Raw genomic sequence first — 22564 nt, forward strand, 5'->3', positions numbered from 1 at the left:
CATTTTTATATGATGAAGTGAAAGAGAGCGAAAGAATGGCCTTTTTGAAACTTGGTATTCCGAAGGGAAGTCTGGAAGAAGCCACGATCGAATTGTTTGAACAAGCCGGTTGGAGCATCAAGAAACGGGCACGTAATTACTTTCCGGTAATTGATGATGACGATATTGAATGTTCTCTCGTGCGATCTCAGGAAATGTCGCGTTATATCGAAGATGACGTACTGGATGTCGGCCTGTGTGGTCTGGATTGGGTTCAGGAAAATAATTCGGATGTGGAAGTCGTCAGTGACCTGATTTATTCCAAAGTTTCAGATAAGCCGGCACGTTGGGTGCTGGTCGTGGAAAAAGACTCCCCCATTCAAAGTGTCAAGGATCTGGATGGAAAACGGGTTGCGACAGAACTTGTCGGTTTCACCAAACGCTATCTGGAAGAAAATGGTGTTCAGGCAGATGTGGAATTTTCCTGGGGGGCAACGGAAGCCAAGGTTATTCAAGGCTTGGCAGATGCGGTTGTGGAAATTACAGAAACCGGAACCACCATCAAGGCCAACGGGTTGCGCATTGTCGAAGAATTGATGCAGACCCATACGGTCCTGATCGCCAATAAAGCCGCGTTAAAAGACCCGCAGAAAAAAGCCAAGATCGACCAAATTGCCCTGATGTTACAGGCGGCACTTTCTGCGCGTCACAAGGTGTTGTTAAAAATGAATGCACCGGACGCCAATCTGGGTGAAATTGTCGCGATGTTGCCGAGTTTGCATTCACCGACGGTTAATCCGTTGTCTGACCAAAATTGGCATGCGGTGGAAACGGTTGTGGATCGTAAGCTAACACGCGATCTTATTCCGGCGCTGAAGGCAGCCGGGGCACAAGGTATCCTGGAGTTGCCTTTGCAGAAAATTTGTTAGGCAAGGATATATTTGCAAAGAAAAAGGGCACTGATGATCAGCGCCCTTTTTTATATCGTTATTCAAGACGGTTTAGTCTTTTGCACGTTCGACGTATGTGCCGTCCATTGTGTTAATAACAACGCGCGTTCCTGCTTCAATATGCGGGGGAACCAGAATTTTCACACCGTTTTCGAGAATAGCAGGTTTATAGGAAGAAGATTGTGTTTGACCTTTTACAACCGGATCCGCTTCGGAAATTTCAAAAGCCATTTTTTCCGGCAATGTAATACCGAGAACTTCGCCTTCGTGTGATTCAATCGTTACGGTGATACCGTCTGTCAGGAAGGGTGCTTGTTCATCAAGCAACATAGAACGGTTGGCTTCGATCTGTTCGTAAGTTTCATTATCCATGAATGTCAGCAAATCGCCGTCACCAAAAAGGAATTGATATTCTTTTTGTTCAAGGGTAACGCGTTCAACGGTTTCTGATGCGCGGAAGCGTTCGTTCAATTTCGTACCGACGCGAATGTCTTTAAGTTCTACCTGATTGAAGGCACCACCTTTACCAGGTTTGACGGCTTGACATTTCACAGCGCGCCACAGGCCGTCTTTGTGATTGATGATATTGCCGGGGCGAATTTCGTTACCGTTGATCTTCATAGGTCTGGATATCCTGAAATAAACACTGAAATTGGCGCGAAATTAGCAGGAAGTTTCCCTTAAAGCCAACCCTTTTTGCGCAAAGACACCTTATCGTTTCAAAGTCACGAGCGAAGATTGGTATTTCAGGTAAATTTGGCGAAAGGTTCCGTCATCAATCAAACTTTGTGCCGCTTTTTTTAATTCATCCACCCCCTCGCGTTGGGCATACTGGTTTGATGCTTGAACCCATCCTTGCAATCGATCCAATTCAAAAGGAGTGTCAAAGTCGGAACTGGTACTCAGGCCTGTGCGAACGGCATTATATGCCAGACTTTGTTCTGTGCCGACAACGGCATCAACGCGACCGGCCTTAAATAACAGCATTGAATGGGCATAATCCATCGAGGGGACGATATTCAGATTTTCCTGTTGTTCAAATTTACCGCCAACCTTTAAACCGCGTGCTACAGATAAGCTTAGGTTTTGAAGGTCTTTATAACTATTAATTTTGATACCTTTTCGCGGCCAGACGACAGTTCGAAAATCAATGCCAACATTGACAACCGGGACTGTGATTTTTTCTGAATAGGGGGTGCGCAAAACGATCGAAAAGTCAGCTTTGCCATATTCTAATGATTTGAATAACCTTGCCATCGGAACAATTCGGTTCTCGCTTTTTCGTTCCATACGTTTGGCAATGGCGTTGGCCCATTCATAACAAATCCCCTTGGAAATATGGTCGTTTGTTCTATAGCCCCAAGGTGGCAAGGGAAGGGTTGCGATACGTAATGGTGGTTTTTCCTGTGCATGAAGGTCGTTCATTCCCCATGCATAGAAGCAAACCAACAAGGCAAGGCATAATGATAAGGGTCGTTTGATGTGTAAACGAGCGGTCATTTTTGCAGTTTCTCTATATCGCGATCAGCTTTTTTTGAGCATTCTAGATCATTCGCACAGGTTGTTAAAGCATTTTACGGCGTGTTCAACGCCTTCTGGGTGGTTCCAAACACCACCGCATACCGCAAGAAAATCTGCACCCGCCTCGATTAACGGGGGGGCATTGTCTGTTGTGATACCTCCAATGGCAACGCAGGGGATTTCAAACATGGTTGTCCACCATTCCAAAATCCAGGGTTCGGCCTTTGTTTTGGCTTGTTTGGTGTCAGTCGGGTAAAAAGCGCCAAAAGCCACATAATCTGCCCCTTGTTCACCAGCGATCATCGCCAGATGTTTGGAATCGTGGCAGGTAACGCCGATAATGGCATCTTTCCCCATTATTTCCCGGGCTTTTTTGTAAGGCGTATCGTCCTGTCCGATATGGACACCATCGCAGCCCATTTCCTTGGCAAGATCAGGGCGATCATTCAGCACAAATGCGATGTCGCGGTCCTGTACAAGCGGTTGTAGTTTTTCACATGCACGACGGACCGTATCATCATCGACCTCTTTCAGGCGTAGTTGAACACAGGCGGTTTCACCGCTATCTAGTGCCGCAATAAGGGTGTCGGCAAAAACATCCAATTCAATTTTGGGCGGTGTAATCAGATAAAGCTGCGTATTCATGTTGATCCTGTCTTGCTGGCATATGCCAGAACCTTGTGCGCCCATACATTTGGGACAGTTGTTGAAATAACAACCTTTCTATAGCAAAAAAGGGGACGAAAATCGCCCCCTTACTTCACACAATTCGCGATAATAGTGATTTACTTGCCAGTTTTAGCCATTGTCAGGGCCGTATCCAGCATCCGGCAGGAAAAACCCCATTCGTTATCATACCAAGATAAGACCCGTACCAAAGTCCCCCCCATGACGGTTGTTTGGGTCAAATCAAAACAGGATGAATGTGGATTATGATTAAAATCGATGGAAACCAGTGGGGCATCATATGCCCCTAAGACTCCTTTCATACGTCCTTGAGCCGCCTCAAGGATTGCCCCATGTATTTCTTCTGTACTTGTCGGGCGGGACGCATCGAACGTTAAGTCGATCATGGATACATTGGGGGTCGGGACACGAATGGCACATCCGTCCAATTTACCGGCCAGTTCCGGCAAAACCAGACCAACAGCCTTGGCGGCCCCTGTTGACGTCGGGATCATAGAAACCGCACCAGCGCGGGCACGGCGCATGTCTTTGTGCAGCATATCGACCATGCGTTGACCACCGGTGTAGGCGTGAACGGTGGTCATATATCCTTTTTCAATACCGACGGCTTTGTTCAATACATCGGCAACCGGGGCCAGACAATTGGTGGTGCAAGACGCGTTGGAAACGACTTTATGATCGTTGGTTAATTGATCGTGATTGACACCATAAACAACTGTCAGATCGGCGTCTTTTCCGGGGGCGGAGATCAAGACCTTTTTGGCTCCGGCGTCAATATGGGCCTGCGCTTCGTCACGGGCCTTGAAAATTCCGGTGCACTCAAAGACGATATCGATGTTCATCTCTGCCCAAGGGAGACTCGCCGGGTTGGGTTCTGAAATAAACTTAATCGGTTTTTTATCAATAACAATGGTGTTGTCGGTGGTGGAAACATCAGCGGATAAAATCCCGTGAACGGAGTCGTATTTCAGGAGATGTGCGTTGGAGTCAACTGGACCGAGATCGTTAATCGCAACGATTTCAAGGTCGCGTCGCCCGCTTTCAATGAGGGCGCGTAAGCAAAGACGTCCAATTCGGCCAAAACCGTTAATCGCTACGCGAATAGCCATTGTATCCTCCATATCCATTTATAAAAACCTAATGTTTTATAGCACGTTAGAGGGTAACAAAACCAGCATCGAGTTATGGAATAAGCAACCAAATATGCACTGGGCTTATGACTTTTGTTTTTGCTGGACTCGCTTGGGGCTTGCTCAATGTGGTATTTTTTGTCATTACCTTAGCCTTGGAATTTCTCAGCATATATTAAGTGGGGTTCGTCCTTGTCCGTTTCTGCACAAGTATCACCGCGTATTCTCTCTGCGTTTGATCGACTCGAAAAAGCCGTTCTGGTTCTAGAGCAAGCTTGCGAGTCGCAAGGCACAAAAGTCGATGCGGCACAGATTGAGGTTTTGCAGAACCAGATCGAAGGATTGAAGCAAGATAATCTTGCGCTGTCCGAAGCATTGGAAGCTTACACCGAGGCAGATTACGATACGCAGTTTGAAGAACTGAAGGACAAAATTTCAGACCTTGAAGACAATAATCAGGCTCTCAGCGTACAAAATGAATCTTTGCATGAGATCAAAACCGACTTTGCTGTGCGGTTGGAAAAATTGATCGGGAATGTCCAGCAAATCTTGGATGAAGAGGAGGACGAATAATGGCTTCAGTCGCTGTTACCATTAATGGTCGCCGTTACGAGATAGCATGTGAAGAAGGCCAAGAAGCGCAGCTTTCCCGATTGGGGCGTTATGTGGATGACCGTGTGCGTCAATTGGCGGCAGCCGTCGGGCAGTTGGGCGATACACGTCTGATGGTGATGACCAGTTTGTTGCTGGCAGATGAGCTGAGCGATAAAAATGACGAGCTGGAAACCTATAAGGTGGAACATAGCGTCGCCGTTCGGGAACGCAAAGACGAGATGATTGTTCAAAAACTGGACCGCTTGACGCAAAAAATCACTGAAATTGCAAAAATAATGGATGATACCGATATTGCTGAGGAAATGAGCGATATCGAGACGATTGTTCAGGATGAAGGCGAAGTCGACGACCCTTCTGCGCAATAGGGCGTGACAATTCCAGAAAGACTGACTATATAGCCCAAGGTGAAGCTGCGAAGTGCGTCGGTGTTCATGAATCCCCGGGGCCAATATCGAAACCATCGGGAGCTGTCCCTGTCCACCTCGTGGGGTGGTTACACGGCGCCCACCTGCTTTGGCAGGCCTATGGTGGATCTAGTCAACATTACGGCTTATGTGGCTTCACCCGCACCTAATCGAACGAGGTGATGCGTGAGTTCTCTAAAAGAAGAAAAAAATCGTCTGCGCCTGCGTATGCTATCGTTACGCAAAGGGATCAATAAGCCGGAACTTGCCTTGCTGGTGCAGCAAATGTTCTTGAACGAAGATCATTTTAAATCTTATCAGAGGGTCGCGGCCTATTGGCCCATGTCCGGTGAACTTGATATCCGCCCATTGTTGCAATCATTGCAGGCACGGGGGCAGGTCTGTGCGTTACCCGTTGTGCTGAAGAAAAACACACCGTTGATTTTTCGCAAATGGTTGCCCGGTGATGTGTTGGTCGCGGGGCCGCATGGGACACTCCACCCCCGCGAAGATGCACCGCTCGTTATCCCCGATTTGGTTCTTGTCCCCTTATTGTCCTTTGACCTTCAAGGGGGACGTCTGGGGTTTGGTGGGGGCTATTATGATCGCACTTTGGTGAACTTGCCCACAGTCACCAAAGTCGGGATTGCTTATGATGAACAGGCTGTGGATGAAGTCCCGACGGATCGTCTGGATCAAAGAATGAACTGGATTGTTACGCCGACACGGGTTATTCACATCAAAGCGTGATTTTTAAAAAATGGACGAGATATATGCGTTTTCTTTATTGTGGCGATGTGATGGGCCGAAGTGGTCGAAAGGCAATTTTGGAACAAGTTCCACAATTGCGTGAGCAACTCGGTCTGGATTTTGTCATCGTCAATGGGGAAAATTCCGCACATGGGTTTGGCATTACCCGCAAGATTTGCGATGCTTTTTATGATGTTGGTGTCGATGTTATCACCACCGGCAATCATGCATGGGACCAACGCGAGGTCATGAATTTTATTGACGATGAACCGCGATTGTTGCGCCCGTTGAATTACCCGGAAGGCACACCGGGGCGAGGTTTTCATGTCTATGAAATGAAAGATAATCGCCGTTTCTTTGTGGCTCAGGTCATGGGGCGGTTGTTTATGGACCCGTTGGATGATCCGTTTACCATGTTGTCGGCGGTGTTGGATAAGCATGTTTTAGGCCGTGATGTTCAGGCTTCACTGGTGGATATTCATGCCGAAGCAACCAGCGAAAAAATGGCGATGGGTCAATATTTGGATGGGCGTGTGTCGCTGGTGGCGGGAACACACTCTCATATCCCGACGGCAGATGCGCAGGTTTTACCAAACGGTACGGCCTATCAAACTGATGTGGGCATGTGTGGCGATTATGACAGCGTGATCGGGATGGAAAAATCGGTCCCGATTGAACGGTTTACCAAAAAAATAAGTGGACGTTTGACGCCAGCGGAAGGTCCGGCGACGTTATGTGCAGTCTTTGTTGAAACCGATGATAAGACGGGTTTGGCACAAACGATTTCGCCGGTCAGGCTCGGTGGACGTTTAATAGAAATTATACCGACCTTGTAATGAATTAAACAAGAAAAAGCCCCGATGACTGAAAGAACATCGGGGCTTTTTTGTTTTTATTTGCGTGGCCTTTTAATTGCCGCGAACCTGTTGCAAGAATTTCTGGACAACATCTTTCAATGCAGTTGCCTGCGAGTTCAGCCCACTTGATGCTTCCAGCACCATTTGAGAGGCTTTGCCTGTTTCTGCAGCAGCAAGGTTTACGTTTTCGATGTTCTTTGTCACATCGACCGTACCGCTTGCGGCTTCCTGAACGTTTTTGGAAATCTCGATTGTTGCAGACCCTTGTTCTTCAACGGCGATGGAAATGCTGCTGGAGATATCGTTGATGTTGTTGATCGTTTGACCGATGTTGGAAATGGCACTGACCGCATCGGTGGTAGCCGATTGCATGGCATCAATCTGTTCCGTAATTTCAGCCGTTGCGCGTGCGGTCTGATCAGCAAGATTTTTTACTTCAGAAGCTACAACCGCAAACCCTTTACCTGCTTCACCGGCGCGGGCGGCTTCGATGGTGGCGTTCAAGGCAAGAAGGTTGGTTTGTTCAGCAATGGAGGTAATCAACTCGACAACCTCGCCCACTTTGTTGGCGGCAGAAGAAAGGCTGCTGACGGTGTCTGTCGCCTGTTGGGCTTCATCCACGGCTTCTTGCGCAATCTCACGGGACTGTTCAACCTGACGGGAAATCTCACTAATGGATGCGGACAGTTCTTCAGCAGCAGAAGCAACTGTTTGTACGTTCCCAGTTGCCTGTTCGGCGGCCTGGGCAACCACATTTGATTGTTCTGATGTGGCAGCGGCGGTACGCGACATACCTTGGGCCGTTGTTTCCATATCTTGTGCGGCAGTCCCTACGGCTTCAACGACGCTGCTGACAGTATTTTCGAAATTGTCGGCCATTTGGTTGAGGAAAGCGCGTTGTTTTTCTTCGCTACGGCGTTGGGTTTCTTCTTGTTCGTCGCGTAGTTTTTCAACTTCCTGTGCGTTTTTGCGGAAGATGCGCAACGCTTCTGCCATTTCACCGACTTCATCTTTGCGCTCGTCTTCAAGGATTTTAACCTCGAGATTACCTGCGGCAAGAGCATGCATCACCTTGGTCATCGCCGCAATCGGGTTGGCAAGGTTACGGGCAACGACAAGACCGATAACGATAATGACAAGTAGGGTGATCCCGGCGGCAACGATGATAAAGGTGCGCATGGTTCGCACGGGTTCCAGAACTTCGTCTTCGGACATTTCAGCAACGACGCCCCAATGCATCCCCATGAAGTCCAGTGGGGCATAGGCTGCAAAGACATCTTCGCCTTTAAAGTCTGTGGTTTCTACAAGACCGGATTCACCTTTAAGGGCGGCTTTGACGGCTTCGTTGCTGATTTTTTGTTTAATAATGGTCTTTTCTTTGACCAGACGCAGATCACTGCGCAAAAGATTATCTTTACCAACAATGTAGGTTTCGCCTGTGTTGCCAAGACCGCGCGGGTTTTGCATAACCTGATCGATTCGTTTAATCGGCATGCGCACAATCAATGCACCGACGAAGACATCTTCTTCGTTTTTCACCGGACTTCCCATGAAGCTGGCCGCTTCGTTATTATCGGCTTCATAGGCGGCGAAATCTGTCATCGTCACGAAAGCGTTGTTGTCGCCGTTTTCTTTAATTTCTTTGAAAATCTTTGCGAAGTCTGTGTCTTTCCATTTGCCCTTTTCAAGGTTGGTCGCAAAATCATGTGCTTTATAAACGGAATAAATAACGTTGCCTTTGGCATCGACAATAAACAAATCATGGTAGGCCCGTGATTTTGCAAGGGGCTGGAACCAGGCATGATAACGTTGATGTGTGTCATGGTAGGCATCTTCGCTTTGCCCCCGTGTCAGTTTGTCGCGTTCACCGGCGCTATTGGAATTATCTTCAATATATTCCTTCTGCAAGAACGCGGTGGCATCGCCGTATTCGGCGCCAATATCTTCGTAGTCAACAGCCAGTTCAACCAAGGCATCTTTGACCATTTGGTTGCTGGATAAAATCCCTAAGTCCTGATGTATCCCTTCCATCAAAGACATGATGGAATGCGTTCGACTGTCAATAAGGGTTTGCATGCTGTCATCAGCGGCAATGCGCATATTGTCGGCTGATTTGGTATAAGCAAGCAGTCCTGTGATCAGGATCGACGCAAGTGCGAGAATGACGATGATAGCGGGGAGTTTGACTGAGATTTTGACGTTTGACAGTGACATTATCTTTTCCGATCTTTGGTTTCGGTCAACCTGTTTTGCAGCTTACTGCTTTTGGTCGAATTACCCCAAGGGATATTTCGCAAATTTCGGAAGTATTTATGACATAAGAAACCGTACATATGATAGGGAAATTTTTCTTTTTCAGTGATTTAGAAATGTATATTTTTCATACGGTTACTGTATCTTATCTTTTTGTGTCTATACTTAAGTTTTATTTTATGTTTATGAAATGGTACTTTAGTTAAAATAGGAAATGTTCGAAGCTGCACATTGTTTGTTGTTGCCAAGATGTGTTAATAGAATGTCAGAGATGGATTTCTCGTCATTTTCAGAAAAGTTAAGGATTAAATGTAGGAACCATGGCTGGTCATTCCAAGTTTAAAAATATCATGCATCGCAAAGGCGCACAGGACAAAAAGCGCGCCAAAGAATTTGCCAAACTGTCAAAAGAAATTATGGTCGCTGCCGGAATGGGCACACCTGACCCCGATATGAACCCGCGCTTGCGTACAGCGATTGCTGCGGCGAAAGGGGCGTCCATGCCGAAGGACAATATCGAACGGGCCATTAAAAAAGGTTCCGGCGAGATGGACGGCGATAATTTCGTTGAAATGCGCTACGAGGGTTACGGCCCCGGCGGTGTTGCCGTTATTGTGGAATGCCTGACCGACAACAAAAACCGGACAGCATCCGATGTACGTTCTACTTTTTCAAAACGAGGTGGTAACTTGGGTGAGACCGGTTCTGTTGCGTTCAGTTTTGAGCGTCGCGGTTTGATCACATATCCATTGGATGTTGCTGATGGGGATGCGATGTTTGAAGCTGGTTTGGAGGCTGGTGCGACCGAAGTGGAAACAACGGACGAAGCCCACGAAATATCGTGTGAACCCGATGAATTGCATGCTGTTCTTGATGAATTGGTCAAACAATTTGGCGACTCAAAAGGAGCTGCGCTGGATTGGAAACCAACCAATACGACCGAACTGGATGCAGACAAGGCAGAAAGCTTGATGGGGCTGGTTGAAGCGTTGGAAGATCTGGACGATGTTCAGGATGTCTTCACGAATATGGAAGTCTCTGACGAGGTCATGGCAAGCCTGGCGGGCTAAGCGATGCGTATCGTGGGGCTGGACCCGGGATTGCGCATAACCGGGTGGGGGATCATTGACATTGATGGGAACCGAATGCGGTGTATTGCCGATGGTGCCATCAAGACGGATTCCAAACGCCCCTTGGCGGAACGACTGGTACAGCTTTACGAAGGGATCGAAGATGTTCTTAAACGCTTCGGTCCCGTCGAGGCGGCTGTTGAGGAAACATTCGTCAATAAAAATCCGAATTCGACATTGAAATTGGGGCAAGCTCGCGGTGTCGTGATGTTGACACCGGCGCGTGCCGGATTATCTGTGTTTGAATATACACCCAATCAGGTCAAAAAGACGGTGGTAGGGAGTGGACACGCGCAGAAAGAACAAGTTCAAATGATGGTGAAAACCTTGTTGCCCACCGCCAAAATAGAAAGTGCTGATGCAGCAGATGCGTTGGCGGTGGCTATTTGTCATGCGCACAATCGCAATACACCTGATAAATGGGGAGGGATCGCATGATTGCCAAATTAAAAGGTTTGGTCGATTCCGTCGGGGAGGATTGGGTCATTCTGGACGTGAACGGCGTGGGATATCTTGTCTTTGCCTCTGCCAAAACATTGGGAAAATTGCCTAAAGTTGGCGAGGCGACATCGTTGTTGATCGAGACCCATGTACGCGAAGATCATATCCATTTGTATGGTTTTGGTGATGCGGCAGAACGCGATTGGTTTAAGCTTTTGACAACGGTTCAGGGCGTTGGGGCCAAAGTTGGTTTAGCCATTTTGTCAGCCTTGACGGCTCAGGACATCATGCATGCGATTGCCGCACAGGATAAAAAGGTTTTAACGCAAGCCAATGGCGTTGGCCCGAAAGTGGCAACACGGATTTTAACCGAACTGAAAGATAAGGCTGGTGCCATTGCGCTGAGCACTCCTGAAGGACTTTCGTCTAATGCAGGCGCAGTGACTTCTTCATCAACGGGTTTTGGCGGTGCGCCGGTGGAGGCGGTTTCCGCCCTTGTCAATCTTGGCTATGGGCGCAGCGAAGCTTTGGCGGCTGTTTCCAAGGTGAATAAGGAATTGGGCGGTGAGGGTAAGCTGGATGATCTCATCCGCCTTGCCTTGTCGGAATTATCGGTGTTGGGCTAGGGGGCATCAGATATGTATGAAGATGAAAACCGCGTGGTTTCGCCGGAACGTTCCGAAGATGATGTTTCTGAAAATTCCTTGCGGCCTTTGGCGTTAAACGAATTTATCGGTCAAAAACAAGTTCGTGAGAATTTAAAAATTTTCGTTGAGGCCGCACGCGCACGTGGGGACGCGATGGACCATGTTTTATTTTACGGTCCACCGGGGCTGGGGAAAACAACACTGGCTCAAATCGTTGCACGTGAACTGGGTGTCGGATTCCGTGCCACATCCGGACCTGTGATTGCAAAAGCGGGTGATTTGGCGGCGCTGTTGACCAATTTGCAGCCTTATGATGTTCTCTTTATTGATGAGATTCATCGCCTCAACCCGGCTATCGAAGAAGTGCTCTATCCGGCGATGGAAGATTTCCAGCTTGATTTGATCATTGGGGAAGGACCGGCGGCACGTTCTGTTCGCATTGATCTGCCGCCCTTTACATTGGTGGGGGCGACAACGCGTTCCGGGTTGATCACCACACCGTTGCGTGATCGTTTCGGCATTCCGTTGCGGATGAATTTTTATGAAGTTGACGAACTGGAAGAAATTGTCACGCGTGGCGCACGTATTTTGGGGATGGAAATGACATCGGACGGCGCCCATGAGGTTGCCAAACGTGCCCGCGGGACCCCTCGTGTTGCCGGGCGTTTGTTGCGCAGGGTTCGCGATTTCGCCCATGTGGCCGGTGTGTCCCCGGTGGATGCAGCTTGCGCCGATGGGGCCTTGAACCGATTGGAAGTGGATCATCGCGGTCTGGATGAGATGGACCGTCGTTATCTGAAATGTATTTGCGAAAATTACGGGGGTGGTCCTGTTGGTGTTGAAACGATGGCAGCGGCCTTGTCTGAACAACGCGACACGATCGAAGAAGTGATGGAACCTTATTTGATCCAGCAAGGCCTGTTAATGCGCACCCCACGCGGACGGATGTTATCGGAAGCCGCCTATCGTCATTTGGGACTGGATGCGCCAAAGGGACGTGAGGCCGCGCAAATGGATTTATTGAAAAAGGCAGGTGATGAATGACTGTAGGTCGCTTGGAAGATGGCACCTTCATTTTCCCCATCCGTGTCTATTATGAAGACACAGATGCGGGTGAAATTGTTTATTATGCCAATTATCTGAAATTTGCTGAACGCGCACGAACTGAATTTTTACGATATTTCAATATTCATCAGTCAGAATTACTGGAAAAGGATCGGATTGCGTTTGCGGTACGTCGCGCTGAAGCAGATTATCGCAAACCGGCGAAACTGGATGATTTCTTGGAAGTCCACACCCGTCTCGTTAAGTTGGGTGGCGCGTCTTTGGAAATGGAACAGGTCTTAAAACGTGGCGAAGATACGTTGGTTCACGTTAAAGTGCGAATTGCCTGCATTCATTTGGAAGGCCGTCCGGTTCCTATTCCGCATGATATCAAGCAGGTGTTTATGAAAATGTTAGGGGTTCACAATGGAAAATAATCTGGTCGAGGCAGCCGTACTGGCAGGCTCCGTCGAGGTACACGACCTGAGTATGCTTGGCTTGTTTATGCGAGCCGATATTATTGTACAGGCCGTGATGGTGGGGTTGTTGCTGGCTTCCATCTGGTGTTGGGGGATTATTTTCGACAAAATTGTACGTTTACGCCGTCTGAACAAAAAAGCCGATAGTTTTGAGGATAAATTCTGGTCCGGGCAGTCTTTGGACCAATTGTATGACGCCCAAGGCAATCAGCCGGAAGACCCGATGTCTGCTGTGTTTGTGACCGCAATGCGCGAAGTCCGTCGTTCTCAGGCGAAAGGGCGCGGTACCGGGGATGAAATGCGTACCCGTTTGCAAGACCGTGTTGATCGTGTGATGCAAATTACGGTCGGGCGCGAAATGGAACGGGTCGAAAAAAATATGACATTCTTGGCATCAACAGGTTCAACAGCACCGTTTATCGGTCTGTTCGGGACTGTTTGGGGGATTATGAATGCCTTTACAGCGATTGCACAAACGAAAAACACCACATTGGCAGTGGTTGCCCCTGGTATTGCTGAAGCCTTGTTTGCAACAGCACTTGGCTTGGTTGCTGCGATTCCGGCGGTGGTCGCTTACAACAAACTCTCACGCGACCTTGATCGCTATGCCGGGCGTCTGGATAGTTTTTCCGGTGAGTTTGGTGCTATTTTGTCTCGTCAACTAGACGAAAAGAAGTAAATCATGGGTGCGTCATTCAATTCAGGTTCAGGCCGACGCGGGCATTACGGACGCCGTCGTTCTTCAGCACAAATGTCGGAAATCAATGTGACCCCGATGGTCGATGTGATGCTGGTGTTGCTGGTTATTTTCATGGTAACAGCGCCTTTGCTGACGGTGGGAGTTGAAGTCGACTTGCCGAAAACCAAGGCAGGCGAGATTCAAGGGCAAGACGAGCCCTTGGCGGTTAGTATCGACAAGGAAGGTAAGCTTTTTGTTCAGGATACGGCTGTTGAATTGGATGGATTGGCGCCCTTGTTGATGGAAATTTCCAAAAACAATATGGATATTCGTATTTTTGTACGCGGTGATGAAAAAATTGACTATGGCACAGTGATGCGGGTCATGGGCGTTTTGAACGGTGCCGGATTTACCAAGGTTGCGCTGATTGCGCGCAATCCTGCCAACAGTCAAAAGAAATAACCAGAAGTGATGCGCGGCCCCTTATCCATATCGTTTTTTCTTCATCTGGTGGTTATTCTGCTGGCTTATTTCGGGATTCCGTTGTTGCCGGATCGCGACCTGATTGTGGAACCACCCATTGTGGTGGAGGTTGTGCAAATTGACGATGTTTCCAACGTACCGCCACCGCAACCTGTAACAAAGAAACCGGAACCACCAAAAGAAAAACCGAAACCGCCGCCACCTGCGCCCAAACCGCAACCTCAGCCTCCCAAGCCGGAACCTAAACCAGCGCCCGAACCGGAGCCTGAAGCTGAGGCGGTGCCGGAGAAAAAGCCGGAACCGAAACCTGAGCCTAAACCGGAACCAAAGCCCGAACCGAAACCGGAACCAGTGAAGCCAAAGCCGCGTGTTCAACCACAACAGGTTACACAAAAGCCAAAGCCGCCGCAGCGCAATGACTTTGACAGTTTGATGAAAGACTTGGCACCGACTTTGAAAGAAACGGCGAAGAAAGAAGAAAAAGAACAGGAAGAGTTAAAACTGGATGATCTTGCCAAATCTATTCAGGAAGCCATTAAACAACCGAGTAAGTTTAGTGATGCCTCGCGTCCGCTTACCATTACGGAAATTGACGCGCTACGCCAGCATATTGCCAAATGTTGGAACCCGCCCATTGGCGCGCGTGAGGCGGAAAATCTGAAGATTGAGATCGAAGTTACGATGAACCCGGATGCAACGCCGCGGGCGGCCTCCATCGCTTCACGTACCCGTTTGTCTGATCCGTTTTATCAGGCGGCTGCGGAAAGTGCGTTGCGTGCGGTGAATAACCGTCGTTGCTGGCCTTATCCGTTGTCGCGCGAAACGTATGATCAATGGCGTGATCTGACATTGATTTTCGATCCGAAAGAACTTCTGGGTCTGTAAACAGAGTAAGAATTGCAAGGCAGGGATCAGGTTTTTGTCGTCTGCCCCTTGGCAGAACCACAGGAACTGCGTATCTTGCATCAAACGCATTGAACAGGACTGGATGACATGAGATTCGCACTGCGCTGTCTAGCTATTTTCACCATTATGGTTTCCGCCTTTCCCGTATGGGCCGAATTACGGGTTGATATCACACAAGGGCGTGTGGAACCCATGCCGCTTGCGATTGTGGAATTTGATGGCGAAACAGCAGAAGCCGCCCAGATCGGCGCGCAGATTGCCCAGGTGGTTTCTGCGGATCTGGAACGTTCCGGCCTGTTCCGACCGATTGATCCTAAAGCCTTTATCCAGAAAGAACTGTCAATGAAGACATTGCCGCGTTTTGGGGATTGGCGGATTCTAAATGCACAGGCCTTGGTGCAAGGTTTTGCCGTGCCACAAGGAAACGGACAACTTGCGATCCAATTCCGGTTGTGGGATGTATTTGCTGAACAGCAGATGGTCGGTCTGGCCTATAACACCGTGGCGGATAACTGGCGGCGTGTGGCCCATATTATCGCAGATACCATTTACCAACGCATCACCGGGGAAAGCGGTTATTTTGACACCCGTATTGTTTATGTGGCCGAAAACGGTCCAGCCAATCGCCGTGTGAAACGTCTGGCGATTATGGATCAGGACGGGGCGAACCATAAGTTTTTGACGGACGGGCAAGACATGGTTTTGACACCGCGTTTTTCACCGACCTTACAAGAAATTACCTATCTGTCTTACTATCGCAACACACCACGGGTTTACCTGTTCAACATTGATACGGGCCGTCAGGCTGTTTTGGGTGACTTTCCGGGTATGACCTTTGCCCCGCGTTTTTCTTTCGACGGCACAAAAGTCATAATGTCTATGGCGAAGGACGGGAACTCGGATATTTACACGATGGATTTGGCGACTCGACAAACGAAACGTTTGACCAGTCATTCCTCGATTGATACATCGCCCAGCTATTCCCCGGATGGAACGCAAGTGGCTTTCAACTCGGATCGAGGGGGCTCTCAACAGATTTATGTTATGGATTCGAATGGCAAAAACGTCCGTCGTATCAGTTTTGGTAAGGGTCGTTATGCAACACCTGTCTGGTCACCGCGTGGTGATTTGATTGCATTTACAAAAATGTTAAGCGGTAAATTCTATATCGGTGTGATGCGTACGGATGGGTCCGGTGAACGACTTTTAGCTGATGGTTATTTGGTCGAAAGCCCAACGTGGTCGCCCAATGGCAGGGTTTTGAGCTTCTTTCGCGAAACCCTTCGTGGCGAGGAAAAAACAACAAAAGTTTATACCGTTGACCTCACCGGTTATAACGAAAGAGAGCTGATTACGCCCTTGGAAGCATCCGACCCGGCATGGTCCCCCTTGATTCCTTAAAAATAGCTGCCTATAGTCAAACTTAAGACTTTGACGTTATTCGTCTTAATTCGGGGGGCGTCTAGGGGTCTGTGTAAATTATCGGTTTAAAACAAATAGTCCTAATAAGGGGATTGCTCATGCGTAAGTTTATTGGTCTGGTTGGTGCTGTTGCTCTGCTCGCAGCTTGTGAGACCGCTCCTCAAGATGGTGCCAATGCAACAGGCACCGGTAATGCGAATGCGACGGCTGCTCAAAAACTCGGCCCGGCTGCTGGTTCAGCTCAAGATTTTGTTGTTAATGTCGGTGACCGTGTGTTCTTCGGTTTCGACCAGTACAACCTCACTACAGACGCACGTGCGACTTTGGACAAACAAGCAGTTTGGCTGAAGAAATACCCAAGCGTTACAATCGCGTTGGAAGGCCATGCTGACGAACGCGGCACACGCGAGTACAACCTTGCACTGGGTGAGCGTCGCGCAAATGCTGCCAAAGAATATTTGGTAAGCCTTGGTGTTGATGCGGCACGTGTTAAAACCATTTCCTATGGTAAAGAACGTCCGGTTGCTCTGGGCCACAACGAAGCAGCATGGGCACAAAATCGTCGCTCTGTAACAGTTGTTTCTTTGGGCGCAGGTTCTTAATTTAAAAATTAAGTTCTCTGGTAGACCTTTTAAACAAGGCGTTTGCTGCATATCTTGTGGCAAACGCCTTGTTTTTTTGTGCAAATGGATGCACAAAGACAGTACGTGAAATCAATGCAGGTTCCGAGTCTATGAGAATGTCCCTAAAAACTCTGTTTGCTACTACCTTTTTGTTTACCGCCACAATTATGCCAACTTATGCACAAGATAGTGATATGCAGGCCTTGGTTGACCGGCTGGAACGGATGGACCGGGATATAAAGGCCCTGAATTTGAAAGTTTATCGCGACACGAACGCTCCGATGGTTTCAGGCGGTGGCGAAGATGTCAGCGGTCCGCTTGGTGCACGTTTGAGCATTCGGATCAATGAGCTGGAAAATCAACTGCGCCAAATGACAGGACAGATTGAGGAAACGGCCTTTCGTATTTCACAATTGACCACGCGTTTGGATAAACTGGTCTCTGATGTTGATTACCGCCTCACCGCGTTGGAAGGCGGAGCGCCGAATGGTGTTACGGCCCAACCCAATGAAGCGGGAACGCAAGGTGAAAGCATTGCGAATTTGCCAAACGGCGTATCGGGTGAGCAACTGCAACCTCCCGCACCGTCTGGGCAAGAAGCCGCAGAAACCCAGAAAACGACACCAGCGGGCAACCAACCCGGTGTCCTTGGGACGTTGGAAGAAAAAGATCTGACAAACCCGACTTTATCACAGAAACCGTTGGAAAATACGCCAACTGCCGAACAAGTGGAACAGCAACAAGCGGCTTTGACACCGAAAGCGATGTATGAAAGCTCTCGCCAAATGTTGATGCGTGGTGAATTCGCTGACGCAGAAAAATCGTTTAAAACTTTCCTTGAAGAAAACCGTGAACATGAATTGACCGGAAACGCGCGTTACTGGTTGGGTGAAACCTATTATGTTCAAGGTAATTATGCCCAAGCCGCTGCGACTTTTCTGGAAGGCTACCAAAAAGATGCACGCGGGGCAAAAGCACCGGATTCTTTGTTGAAGCTGGGCATGTCTTTAAAACGCATGGATAAAAAACGCGAAGCCTGCGCGACATTTGGTAAATTGCGCGCAGATTTCCCCAAATTACCTGCCCATTTGTCTAAAACGCTGGAGCGGGAGCGTACTGCGGCCCAATGCAGCTAAGCGGGGATGAATTTTCATCTTTAATGACACGTTTCCCTGATATCGGGGAACGCTTTGCTGTTGCCGTATCCGGTGGCGCCGATAGTCTTGCACTGTGTGTACTAGCTGCAACTTGGGCGAAAGAAAAAGGGCACCGTCTGGTGGCACTTAGCGTTGATCATGGCTTACGTACCGCCAGTCGTCAGGAATGCGACTGGGTAGCGGAAATGTTGACGGCAAAGGGAATTGAGCACCATACCCTGACATGGGAGGGTGAAAAGCCGACATCGGGTATTCAGGCAGCTGCGCGTAAAGCACGTTATCAGTTGATGTCAAATTGGTGCCAGGAAAACCGAATTAAAGACCTGATGGTGGCTCATCATCAAGACGATCAGGCGGAGACGTTTCTGTTACGTTTGGCACGCGGCAGCGGTGTGGATGGCCTTGGCGCGATGAGGTGTGTCGTGCAACATGGTGAGACCCGACTTTTACGACCGCTTCTGACGGTTTCCAAAATAAGATTAATATCGACACTAAGGGCGATGGGGCTGGATTGGATAGAAGACCCTTCCAATGAAAATGACGATTTTGACCGGGTGAAAATTCGTAAAAATATGGCTCTGTTTCAAGATCTTGGCTTTACATCCGATAGATTGTCTCAAACCGCGCAGGCGATGCAACGCGCAGGCGATGCTTTACAGCGTATGACGAGAAACTGGTTAAAAGAGCACGTCCGCCTGTTTGAAGAGGGGTATTGCACCATTGCACGTACCGCAATGGAGGGGCTGGATGATGAAATCCGACTTCGTAGCCTTGCCCGAATCGGCATGGTTATCAGTGGTGAAATTTATCCACCACGACTGGAAAGACTGCAACGTTTATCTTTAAGCTTAAAAAACGACAGGGATGCAACATTGATGGGCTGTCGCTGGATTGTGCGCAAAGACGATATTCTTGTCTGTCGGGAAACTCGTCATGGCGAGGTGCCTGACAATCTTTATCAGATTGATTATCCTCATTCATTCCCCGCTCTGGAACTGCGTATATTGGGGCAGGAAGGTTGGGAACGGCTTTTGAAAGAAAGAAAAAGTGTGAATGATGTCAATCTTCCAAAACCCGTGATTTATACCCTTGTGTCATTTTGGGATGAGGAAGGGGTTTTGGCTGTTCCACATTTAGGTTATCAACGCGTGGGTAGCGAATTTGAGGCACAATTAACGTTTATCGCCAAAAAGAGGTTGTTATCGTAAAGTTTCGCCTTGCGTGAGTGAGAAAATAGCTTATCTCTAATTCACTAAGAATTGTACGAATACGAAGGAAGGAATCCTAACGTGAACTTTAGCAGGAACCTAGCGCTGTGGGTAATCATTGCATTGCTGATCTTTGCGCTGTTCAATCTGTTCCAAAGCTCTAACCAGCAGATGGACCAGTCGACTGTGCCGTTCTCCGACTTCATCACGGCTGTTGAAGAGGGTAACGTGCAGGACGTGGTCATTCAGGACAACACGATTACGGGCACATATCGCGATGGCATCAAGTTTCATTCTTATACGCCGGACGATCCCAACCTGATTTCCACCTTGCGTGAAAAAGGTGTGAAAATCACCGCTGTGCCTAAGGATGACAGTGTGTCGTTCTTCTCTATCCTGATCAGTTGGTTCCCGATGCTGTTGTTGATCGGCGTTTGGATTTTCTTCATGCGTCAGATGCAAGGCGGCGGTGGCAAGGCGATGGGCTTTGGTAAAAGTCGCGCACGCCAGTTGACGGAAAAACAAGGCCGCGTCACGTTTGACGATGTGGCGGGTATTGAAGAAGCCAAGCAAGAACTGGAAGAAGTGGTCGATTTCTTGAAAGACCCGTCTAAGTTCCAACGCCTAGGCGGGAAAATTCCGAAAGGCTGTTTGCTTGTCGGTCCTCCGGGGACAGGTAAGACATTGTTGGCACGCGCCATTGCTGGCGAAGCTAATGTTCCGTTCTTCACGATTTCCGGTTCTGATTTCGTTGAAATGTTTGTCGGTGTCGGTGCCTCTCGTGTGCGCGATATGTTTGAACAGGGCAAAAAGAATGCCCCTTGTATCATCTTTATCGACGAAATTGATGCGGTCGGTCGTCACCGTGGTGCCGGTCTTGGCGGCGGGAACGACGAACGTGAGCAGACGCTCAACCAATTGCTGGTCGAGATGGACGGCTTTAGTGACAACGAAGGTGTAATCCTGATCGCGGCGACTAACCGTCCCGATGTTCTGGACCCTGCCTTGTTGCGCCCCGGTCGATTTGACCGTCAGGTTGTGGTGCCGAACCCGGATATTCAAGGCCGTGAAATGATCTTGGGTGTACATATGCGCAAAGTTCCGATTGGCCCGGATGTAGAGCCTTTGGTCATTGCGCGCGGTACACCGGGTTTCTCAGGTGCGGATTTGGCAAACCTTGTGAACGAAGCGGCCTTGTTGGCAGCACGTCGTAACAAGCGCCTTGTCACCATGAGCGAATTTGAAGAAGCCAAGGACAAAGTGATGATGGGTGCGGAACGCAAATCCATGGTCATGTCCGATGATGAAAAGAAACTGACGGCTTTCCACGAAGCAGGTCATGCTTTGTGTGCTCTTCATATGGAAGCATCCGATCCGATCCATAAGGCAACGATCATTCCGCGTGGTCGTGCGTTGGGGATGGTGATGCGCCTGCCTGAAACTGACCGGGTATCCTTGTCTGTTGAAAAACTGCGGGCGGATTTGGTTGTTGCGATGGGTGGACGTGTGGCCGAAGAACTTGTCTTTGGTAAAGATAAAGTCACAACCGGTGCGTCCAACGATATCAAGCAAGCCACCAACATGGCCAAACATATGGTGATGGAATGGGGCATGAGTGATAAGCTTGGCCCGATTGCGTACAGCGAGAATGAACAGGAAGTTTTCCTTGGTCATTCCGTGACGCAAACACAAAATAATTCTGAAGAAACAGCCCGTGTGATTGATTCAGAAGTACGTGAAATTATTGAGACGGCGTATGATAAAGCAACAGCCATTCTCACGGATTTCCGCGACCAATTGGATCTTATCGGGAATGGGTTGATTGAATTTGAAACCTTGTCCGGTGATGAAATTCGCGAATTGTTAAACGGTAACCCGCCGAAACGTGGCGGCACTGGCGGTGCTGCTGGTGGTGACGGGAAGCGTCGCAGTACGATCCCGACAGCAGGTCAAAAGAAAGACTCTTCGGATGGCAATGGCGTTGAGCCGGAACCGCAACCGGGTGAGTAATCTTTAAACACCTTATCACCCCGCATATTCTGCGGGGTGATTTGTTTTGGGGGTAAGATAATGACATTCCATACGGACACATTCGGTTCACCATCCTGGCCCAGCGGGTTTTGTTCCCCTGAGCTTGATCTTGCCAAGGCGGTTTATCTTCGACCCTTAGCCCCGTTTATAGAGGGTGGCTTTGACTTCCCGCTTTATGAAGTTGCTGTTCGTCTGGATGGGGGTGTCTGGCGTTTTACCTCTACGCATAGTGATTTAATGCAATGGGCAAATGAGGAAGGCGAAGACCTTGTTGCCCATGTTGGCAAAATGTTGGAACGTTTGGAAAGTCCAATTCGGCGATTTGCCGGGCTTGAGGTCGGACGCCGTCCTTTGATTATGGGAATTGTCAATGTCACCCCGGACAGCTTTTCAGATGGGGGTGATAATTACGATGCGTCTGATGCGATTGCACATGGTAAAGCCATGTTGGCAGCAGGTGCAGATATTCTGGATATTGGAGGGGAATCCACGCGTCCCGGTGCGGCCGCTGTGGGTTTTGAGGAAGAGGTCCGCCGTGTTGTTCCCGTCATTCGCGGGTTAAAGGATTTAGGGGCGAAAATCTCCATTGATACACGACATGCGGACGTGATGCGCGCGGCTGTGGCGGCGGGTGCGGATATGATCAATGATGTGACCGCCCTTGAAGGGGATGGTGCGTTGGAGGTTGCGGTTCAAAGCGGTGTGCCCGTGATGTTGATGCATATGCAGGGTGAGCCGCAAACCATGCAAGATAATCCCGTTTATGAAGATTGTGTGCTGGATGTGTATGATTACCTGCAAGACCGTATTCGCGTATGTGAAGAAGCTGGCTTGAAACGGGAGAATATCTGCATTGATCCCGGTATTGGTTTTGGCAAGACGCTGGATCATAATATGGAAATTATGAATCGTATTGGTCTTTATCATGGTCTGGGCTGCCCCGTCTTGCTTGGGGCATCGCGCAAAAGTTTTATTGCGAAAATCTGTGGAGATATCCCGGCAAAAGATCGTCTGCCCGGTTCATTGGCTGCGGTGTTGAAAGGGGCTGACGTTGGTGTTCAGATCGTGCGTGTGCATGACGTCGCAGAAACCAAACAAGCCTTGGATGTCTGGTGTTATTAACTTAGCAAGATTTATCAATCGGATTTGACGTAGCTTGAAGGTGAAA

The 22564-nt window shown here is 48.9% G+C and carries 24 protein-coding genes and 1 other RNA gene; 20 read left to right on the forward strand and 5 right to left on the reverse strand.

Going from position 1 to position 22564, the window contains the following annotated elements; all coding sequences use genetic code 11:
• Positions 1-35: 35 nt before the first annotated feature.
• Positions 36-908 (forward strand): ATP phosphoribosyltransferase, encoded by an 873-nt coding sequence (gene hisG / locus ACI0FF_RS05830; RefSeq protein ID WP_419799185.1) that lies wholly within the window; start codon positions 36-38, stop codon positions 906-908.
• Positions 909-980: 72 nt separating this feature from the next.
• On the opposite strand, the gene efp is transcribed toward hisG, so the two are convergent.
• The 4 genes from efp to gap all read right to left on the reverse strand — a co-directional run bounded on the left by efp (position 981) and on the right by gap (position 4246).
• Positions 981-1550 (reverse strand): elongation factor P, encoded by a 570-nt coding sequence (gene efp / locus ACI0FF_RS05835; protein WP_419799186.1) that lies wholly within the window; start codon positions 1548-1550, stop codon positions 981-983.
• A 90-nt stretch (positions 1551-1640) separates the two neighbouring features.
• Complete coding sequence (locus tag ACI0FF_RS05840; RefSeq protein ID WP_419799187.1) at positions 1641-2429, reverse strand: substrate-binding periplasmic protein; 789 nt, start codon at positions 2427-2429, stop codon at positions 1641-1643.
• Between the two features lie 48 nt (positions 2430-2477).
• On the reverse strand, positions 2478-3095 hold the full coding sequence (thiE, locus tag ACI0FF_RS05845) for a thiamine phosphate synthase (RefSeq protein WP_419799188.1): 618 nt from the start codon (positions 3093-3095) through the stop codon (positions 2478-2480).
• Positions 3096-3235: 140 nt separating this feature from the next.
• Positions 3236-4246 (reverse strand): type I glyceraldehyde-3-phosphate dehydrogenase, encoded by a 1011-nt coding sequence (gene gap, locus ACI0FF_RS05850; RefSeq protein WP_419799189.1) that lies wholly within the window; start codon positions 4244-4246, stop codon positions 3236-3238.
• Between the two features lie 213 nt (positions 4247-4459).
• On the opposite strand from gap, the gene ACI0FF_RS05855 reads away from it, so the two are divergent.
• The 5 genes from ACI0FF_RS05855 (at position 4460) to ACI0FF_RS05875 (ending at position 6872) form a co-directional block, all read left to right on the forward strand.
• Positions 4460-4840 (forward strand): hypothetical protein, encoded by a 381-nt coding sequence (locus ACI0FF_RS05855; protein ID WP_419799190.1) that lies wholly within the window; start codon positions 4460-4462, stop codon positions 4838-4840.
• Complete coding sequence (locus ACI0FF_RS05860) at positions 4840-5247, forward strand: cell division protein ZapA (protein WP_419799191.1); 408 nt, start codon at positions 4840-4842, stop codon at positions 5245-5247. The genes ACI0FF_RS05855 and ACI0FF_RS05860 overlap by 1 nt, the downstream gene beginning before the upstream one ends.
• Before the next feature lie 39 nt (positions 5248-5286).
• A non-coding RNA gene (gene ssrS / locus ACI0FF_RS05865) (6S RNA) lies at positions 5287-5447 on the forward strand.
• 25 nt (positions 5448-5472) lie between these two features.
• The gene (locus tag ACI0FF_RS05870; protein WP_419799192.1) at positions 5473-6036 is read left to right on the forward strand and encodes a 5-formyltetrahydrofolate cyclo-ligase; all 564 of its coding nucleotides are present in this window, start codon (positions 5473-5475) and stop codon (positions 6034-6036) included.
• A 23-nt stretch (positions 6037-6059) separates the two neighbouring features.
• Positions 6060-6872, forward strand: coding sequence for a TIGR00282 family metallophosphoesterase (locus ACI0FF_RS05875; RefSeq protein ID WP_419799193.1), 813 nt, complete (start codon positions 6060-6062; stop codon positions 6870-6872).
• Between the two features lie 72 nt (positions 6873-6944).
• Here the strand turns inward: ACI0FF_RS05875 and ACI0FF_RS05880 are convergent, their stop codons facing one another.
• Positions 6945-9107 carry a methyl-accepting chemotaxis protein gene (locus tag ACI0FF_RS05880; RefSeq protein WP_419799194.1) on the reverse strand — a complete coding sequence of 721 codons (2163 nt, stop codon included), beginning with the start codon at positions 9105-9107 and terminating at the stop codon, positions 6945-6947.
• A 359-nt stretch (positions 9108-9466) separates the two neighbouring features.
• Here ACI0FF_RS05880 and ACI0FF_RS05885 point away from each other — a divergent pair, with 359 nt between their 5' ends.
• From ACI0FF_RS05885 to folP, 14 genes are all read left to right on the forward strand, one after another.
• Positions 9467-10216: a YebC/PmpR family DNA-binding transcriptional regulator gene (locus ACI0FF_RS05885; protein WP_419799195.1), complete on the forward strand. Its 750-nt coding sequence runs from the start codon at positions 9467-9469 to the stop codon at positions 10214-10216.
• 3 nt (positions 10217-10219) lie between these two features.
• Positions 10220-10714: a crossover junction endodeoxyribonuclease RuvC gene (gene ruvC / locus ACI0FF_RS05890; RefSeq protein ID WP_419799196.1), complete on the forward strand. Its 495-nt coding sequence runs from the start codon at positions 10220-10222 to the stop codon at positions 10712-10714.
• Complete coding sequence (ruvA, locus tag ACI0FF_RS05895; RefSeq protein WP_419799197.1) at positions 10711-11343, forward strand: Holliday junction branch migration protein RuvA; 633 nt, start codon at positions 10711-10713, stop codon at positions 11341-11343. The genes ruvC and ruvA overlap by 4 nt, the downstream gene beginning before the upstream one ends.
• Before the next feature lie 12 nt (positions 11344-11355).
• Positions 11356-12408, forward strand: coding sequence for a Holliday junction branch migration DNA helicase RuvB (gene ruvB, locus ACI0FF_RS05900; RefSeq protein ID WP_419799198.1), 1053 nt, complete (start codon positions 11356-11358; stop codon positions 12406-12408).
• A complete protein-coding gene (gene ybgC / locus ACI0FF_RS05905; protein WP_419799199.1) occupies positions 12405-12845 on the forward strand; it encodes a tol-pal system-associated acyl-CoA thioesterase in 441 nt (146 codons plus the stop codon). The genes ruvB and ybgC overlap by 4 nt, the downstream gene beginning before the upstream one ends.
• Positions 12835-13566, forward strand: coding sequence for a protein TolQ (gene tolQ / locus ACI0FF_RS05910; RefSeq protein WP_417819808.1), 732 nt, complete (start codon positions 12835-12837; stop codon positions 13564-13566). Before ybgC ends, tolQ begins: the two co-directional genes overlap by 11 nt.
• A gap of 3 nt (positions 13567-13569) precedes the next feature.
• Complete coding sequence (gene tolR, locus ACI0FF_RS05915; protein WP_417819807.1) at positions 13570-14028, forward strand: protein TolR; 459 nt, start codon at positions 13570-13572, stop codon at positions 14026-14028.
• A 6-nt stretch (positions 14029-14034) separates the two neighbouring features.
• Positions 14035-14934, forward strand: coding sequence for a cell envelope integrity protein TolA (locus ACI0FF_RS05920; protein WP_419799200.1), 900 nt, complete (start codon positions 14035-14037; stop codon positions 14932-14934).
• Positions 14935-15042: 108 nt separating this feature from the next.
• Positions 15043-16356: a Tol-Pal system beta propeller repeat protein TolB gene (tolB, locus tag ACI0FF_RS05925; protein ID WP_419799201.1), complete on the forward strand. Its 1314-nt coding sequence runs from the start codon at positions 15043-15045 to the stop codon at positions 16354-16356.
• 119 nt (positions 16357-16475) lie between these two features.
• The gene (pal, locus tag ACI0FF_RS05930; RefSeq protein WP_188661141.1) at positions 16476-16979 is read left to right on the forward strand and encodes a peptidoglycan-associated lipoprotein Pal; all 504 of its coding nucleotides are present in this window, start codon (positions 16476-16478) and stop codon (positions 16977-16979) included.
• Between the two features lie 131 nt (positions 16980-17110).
• Entirely contained in the window at positions 17111-18136 is a 1026-nt protein-coding gene (gene ybgF, locus ACI0FF_RS05935; RefSeq protein WP_419799202.1) for a tol-pal system protein YbgF, read from the forward strand.
• Positions 18127-19365, forward strand: a complete 1239-nt coding sequence (tilS, locus tag ACI0FF_RS05940) for a tRNA lysidine(34) synthetase TilS (RefSeq protein WP_419799203.1) — start codon at positions 18127-18129, stop codon at positions 19363-19365. The genes ybgF and tilS overlap by 10 nt, the downstream gene beginning before the upstream one ends.
• 81 nt (positions 19366-19446) lie before the next feature.
• Positions 19447-21375 carry an ATP-dependent zinc metalloprotease FtsH gene (gene ftsH / locus ACI0FF_RS05945; protein ID WP_419799204.1) on the forward strand — a complete coding sequence of 643 codons (1929 nt, stop codon included), beginning with the start codon at positions 19447-19449 and terminating at the stop codon, positions 21373-21375.
• Between the two features lie 60 nt (positions 21376-21435).
• Positions 21436-22518 carry a dihydropteroate synthase gene (folP, locus tag ACI0FF_RS05950; protein WP_419799205.1) on the forward strand — a complete coding sequence of 361 codons (1083 nt, stop codon included), beginning with the start codon at positions 21436-21438 and terminating at the stop codon, positions 22516-22518.
• Positions 22519-22564 lie beyond the last annotated feature (46 nt).

Source organism: Terasakiella sp. 4MB5A, assembly GCF_050058155.1.
GTDB lineage: Bacteria > Pseudomonadota > Alphaproteobacteria > Rhodospirillales > Terasakiellaceae > Terasakiella > Terasakiella halodenitrificans.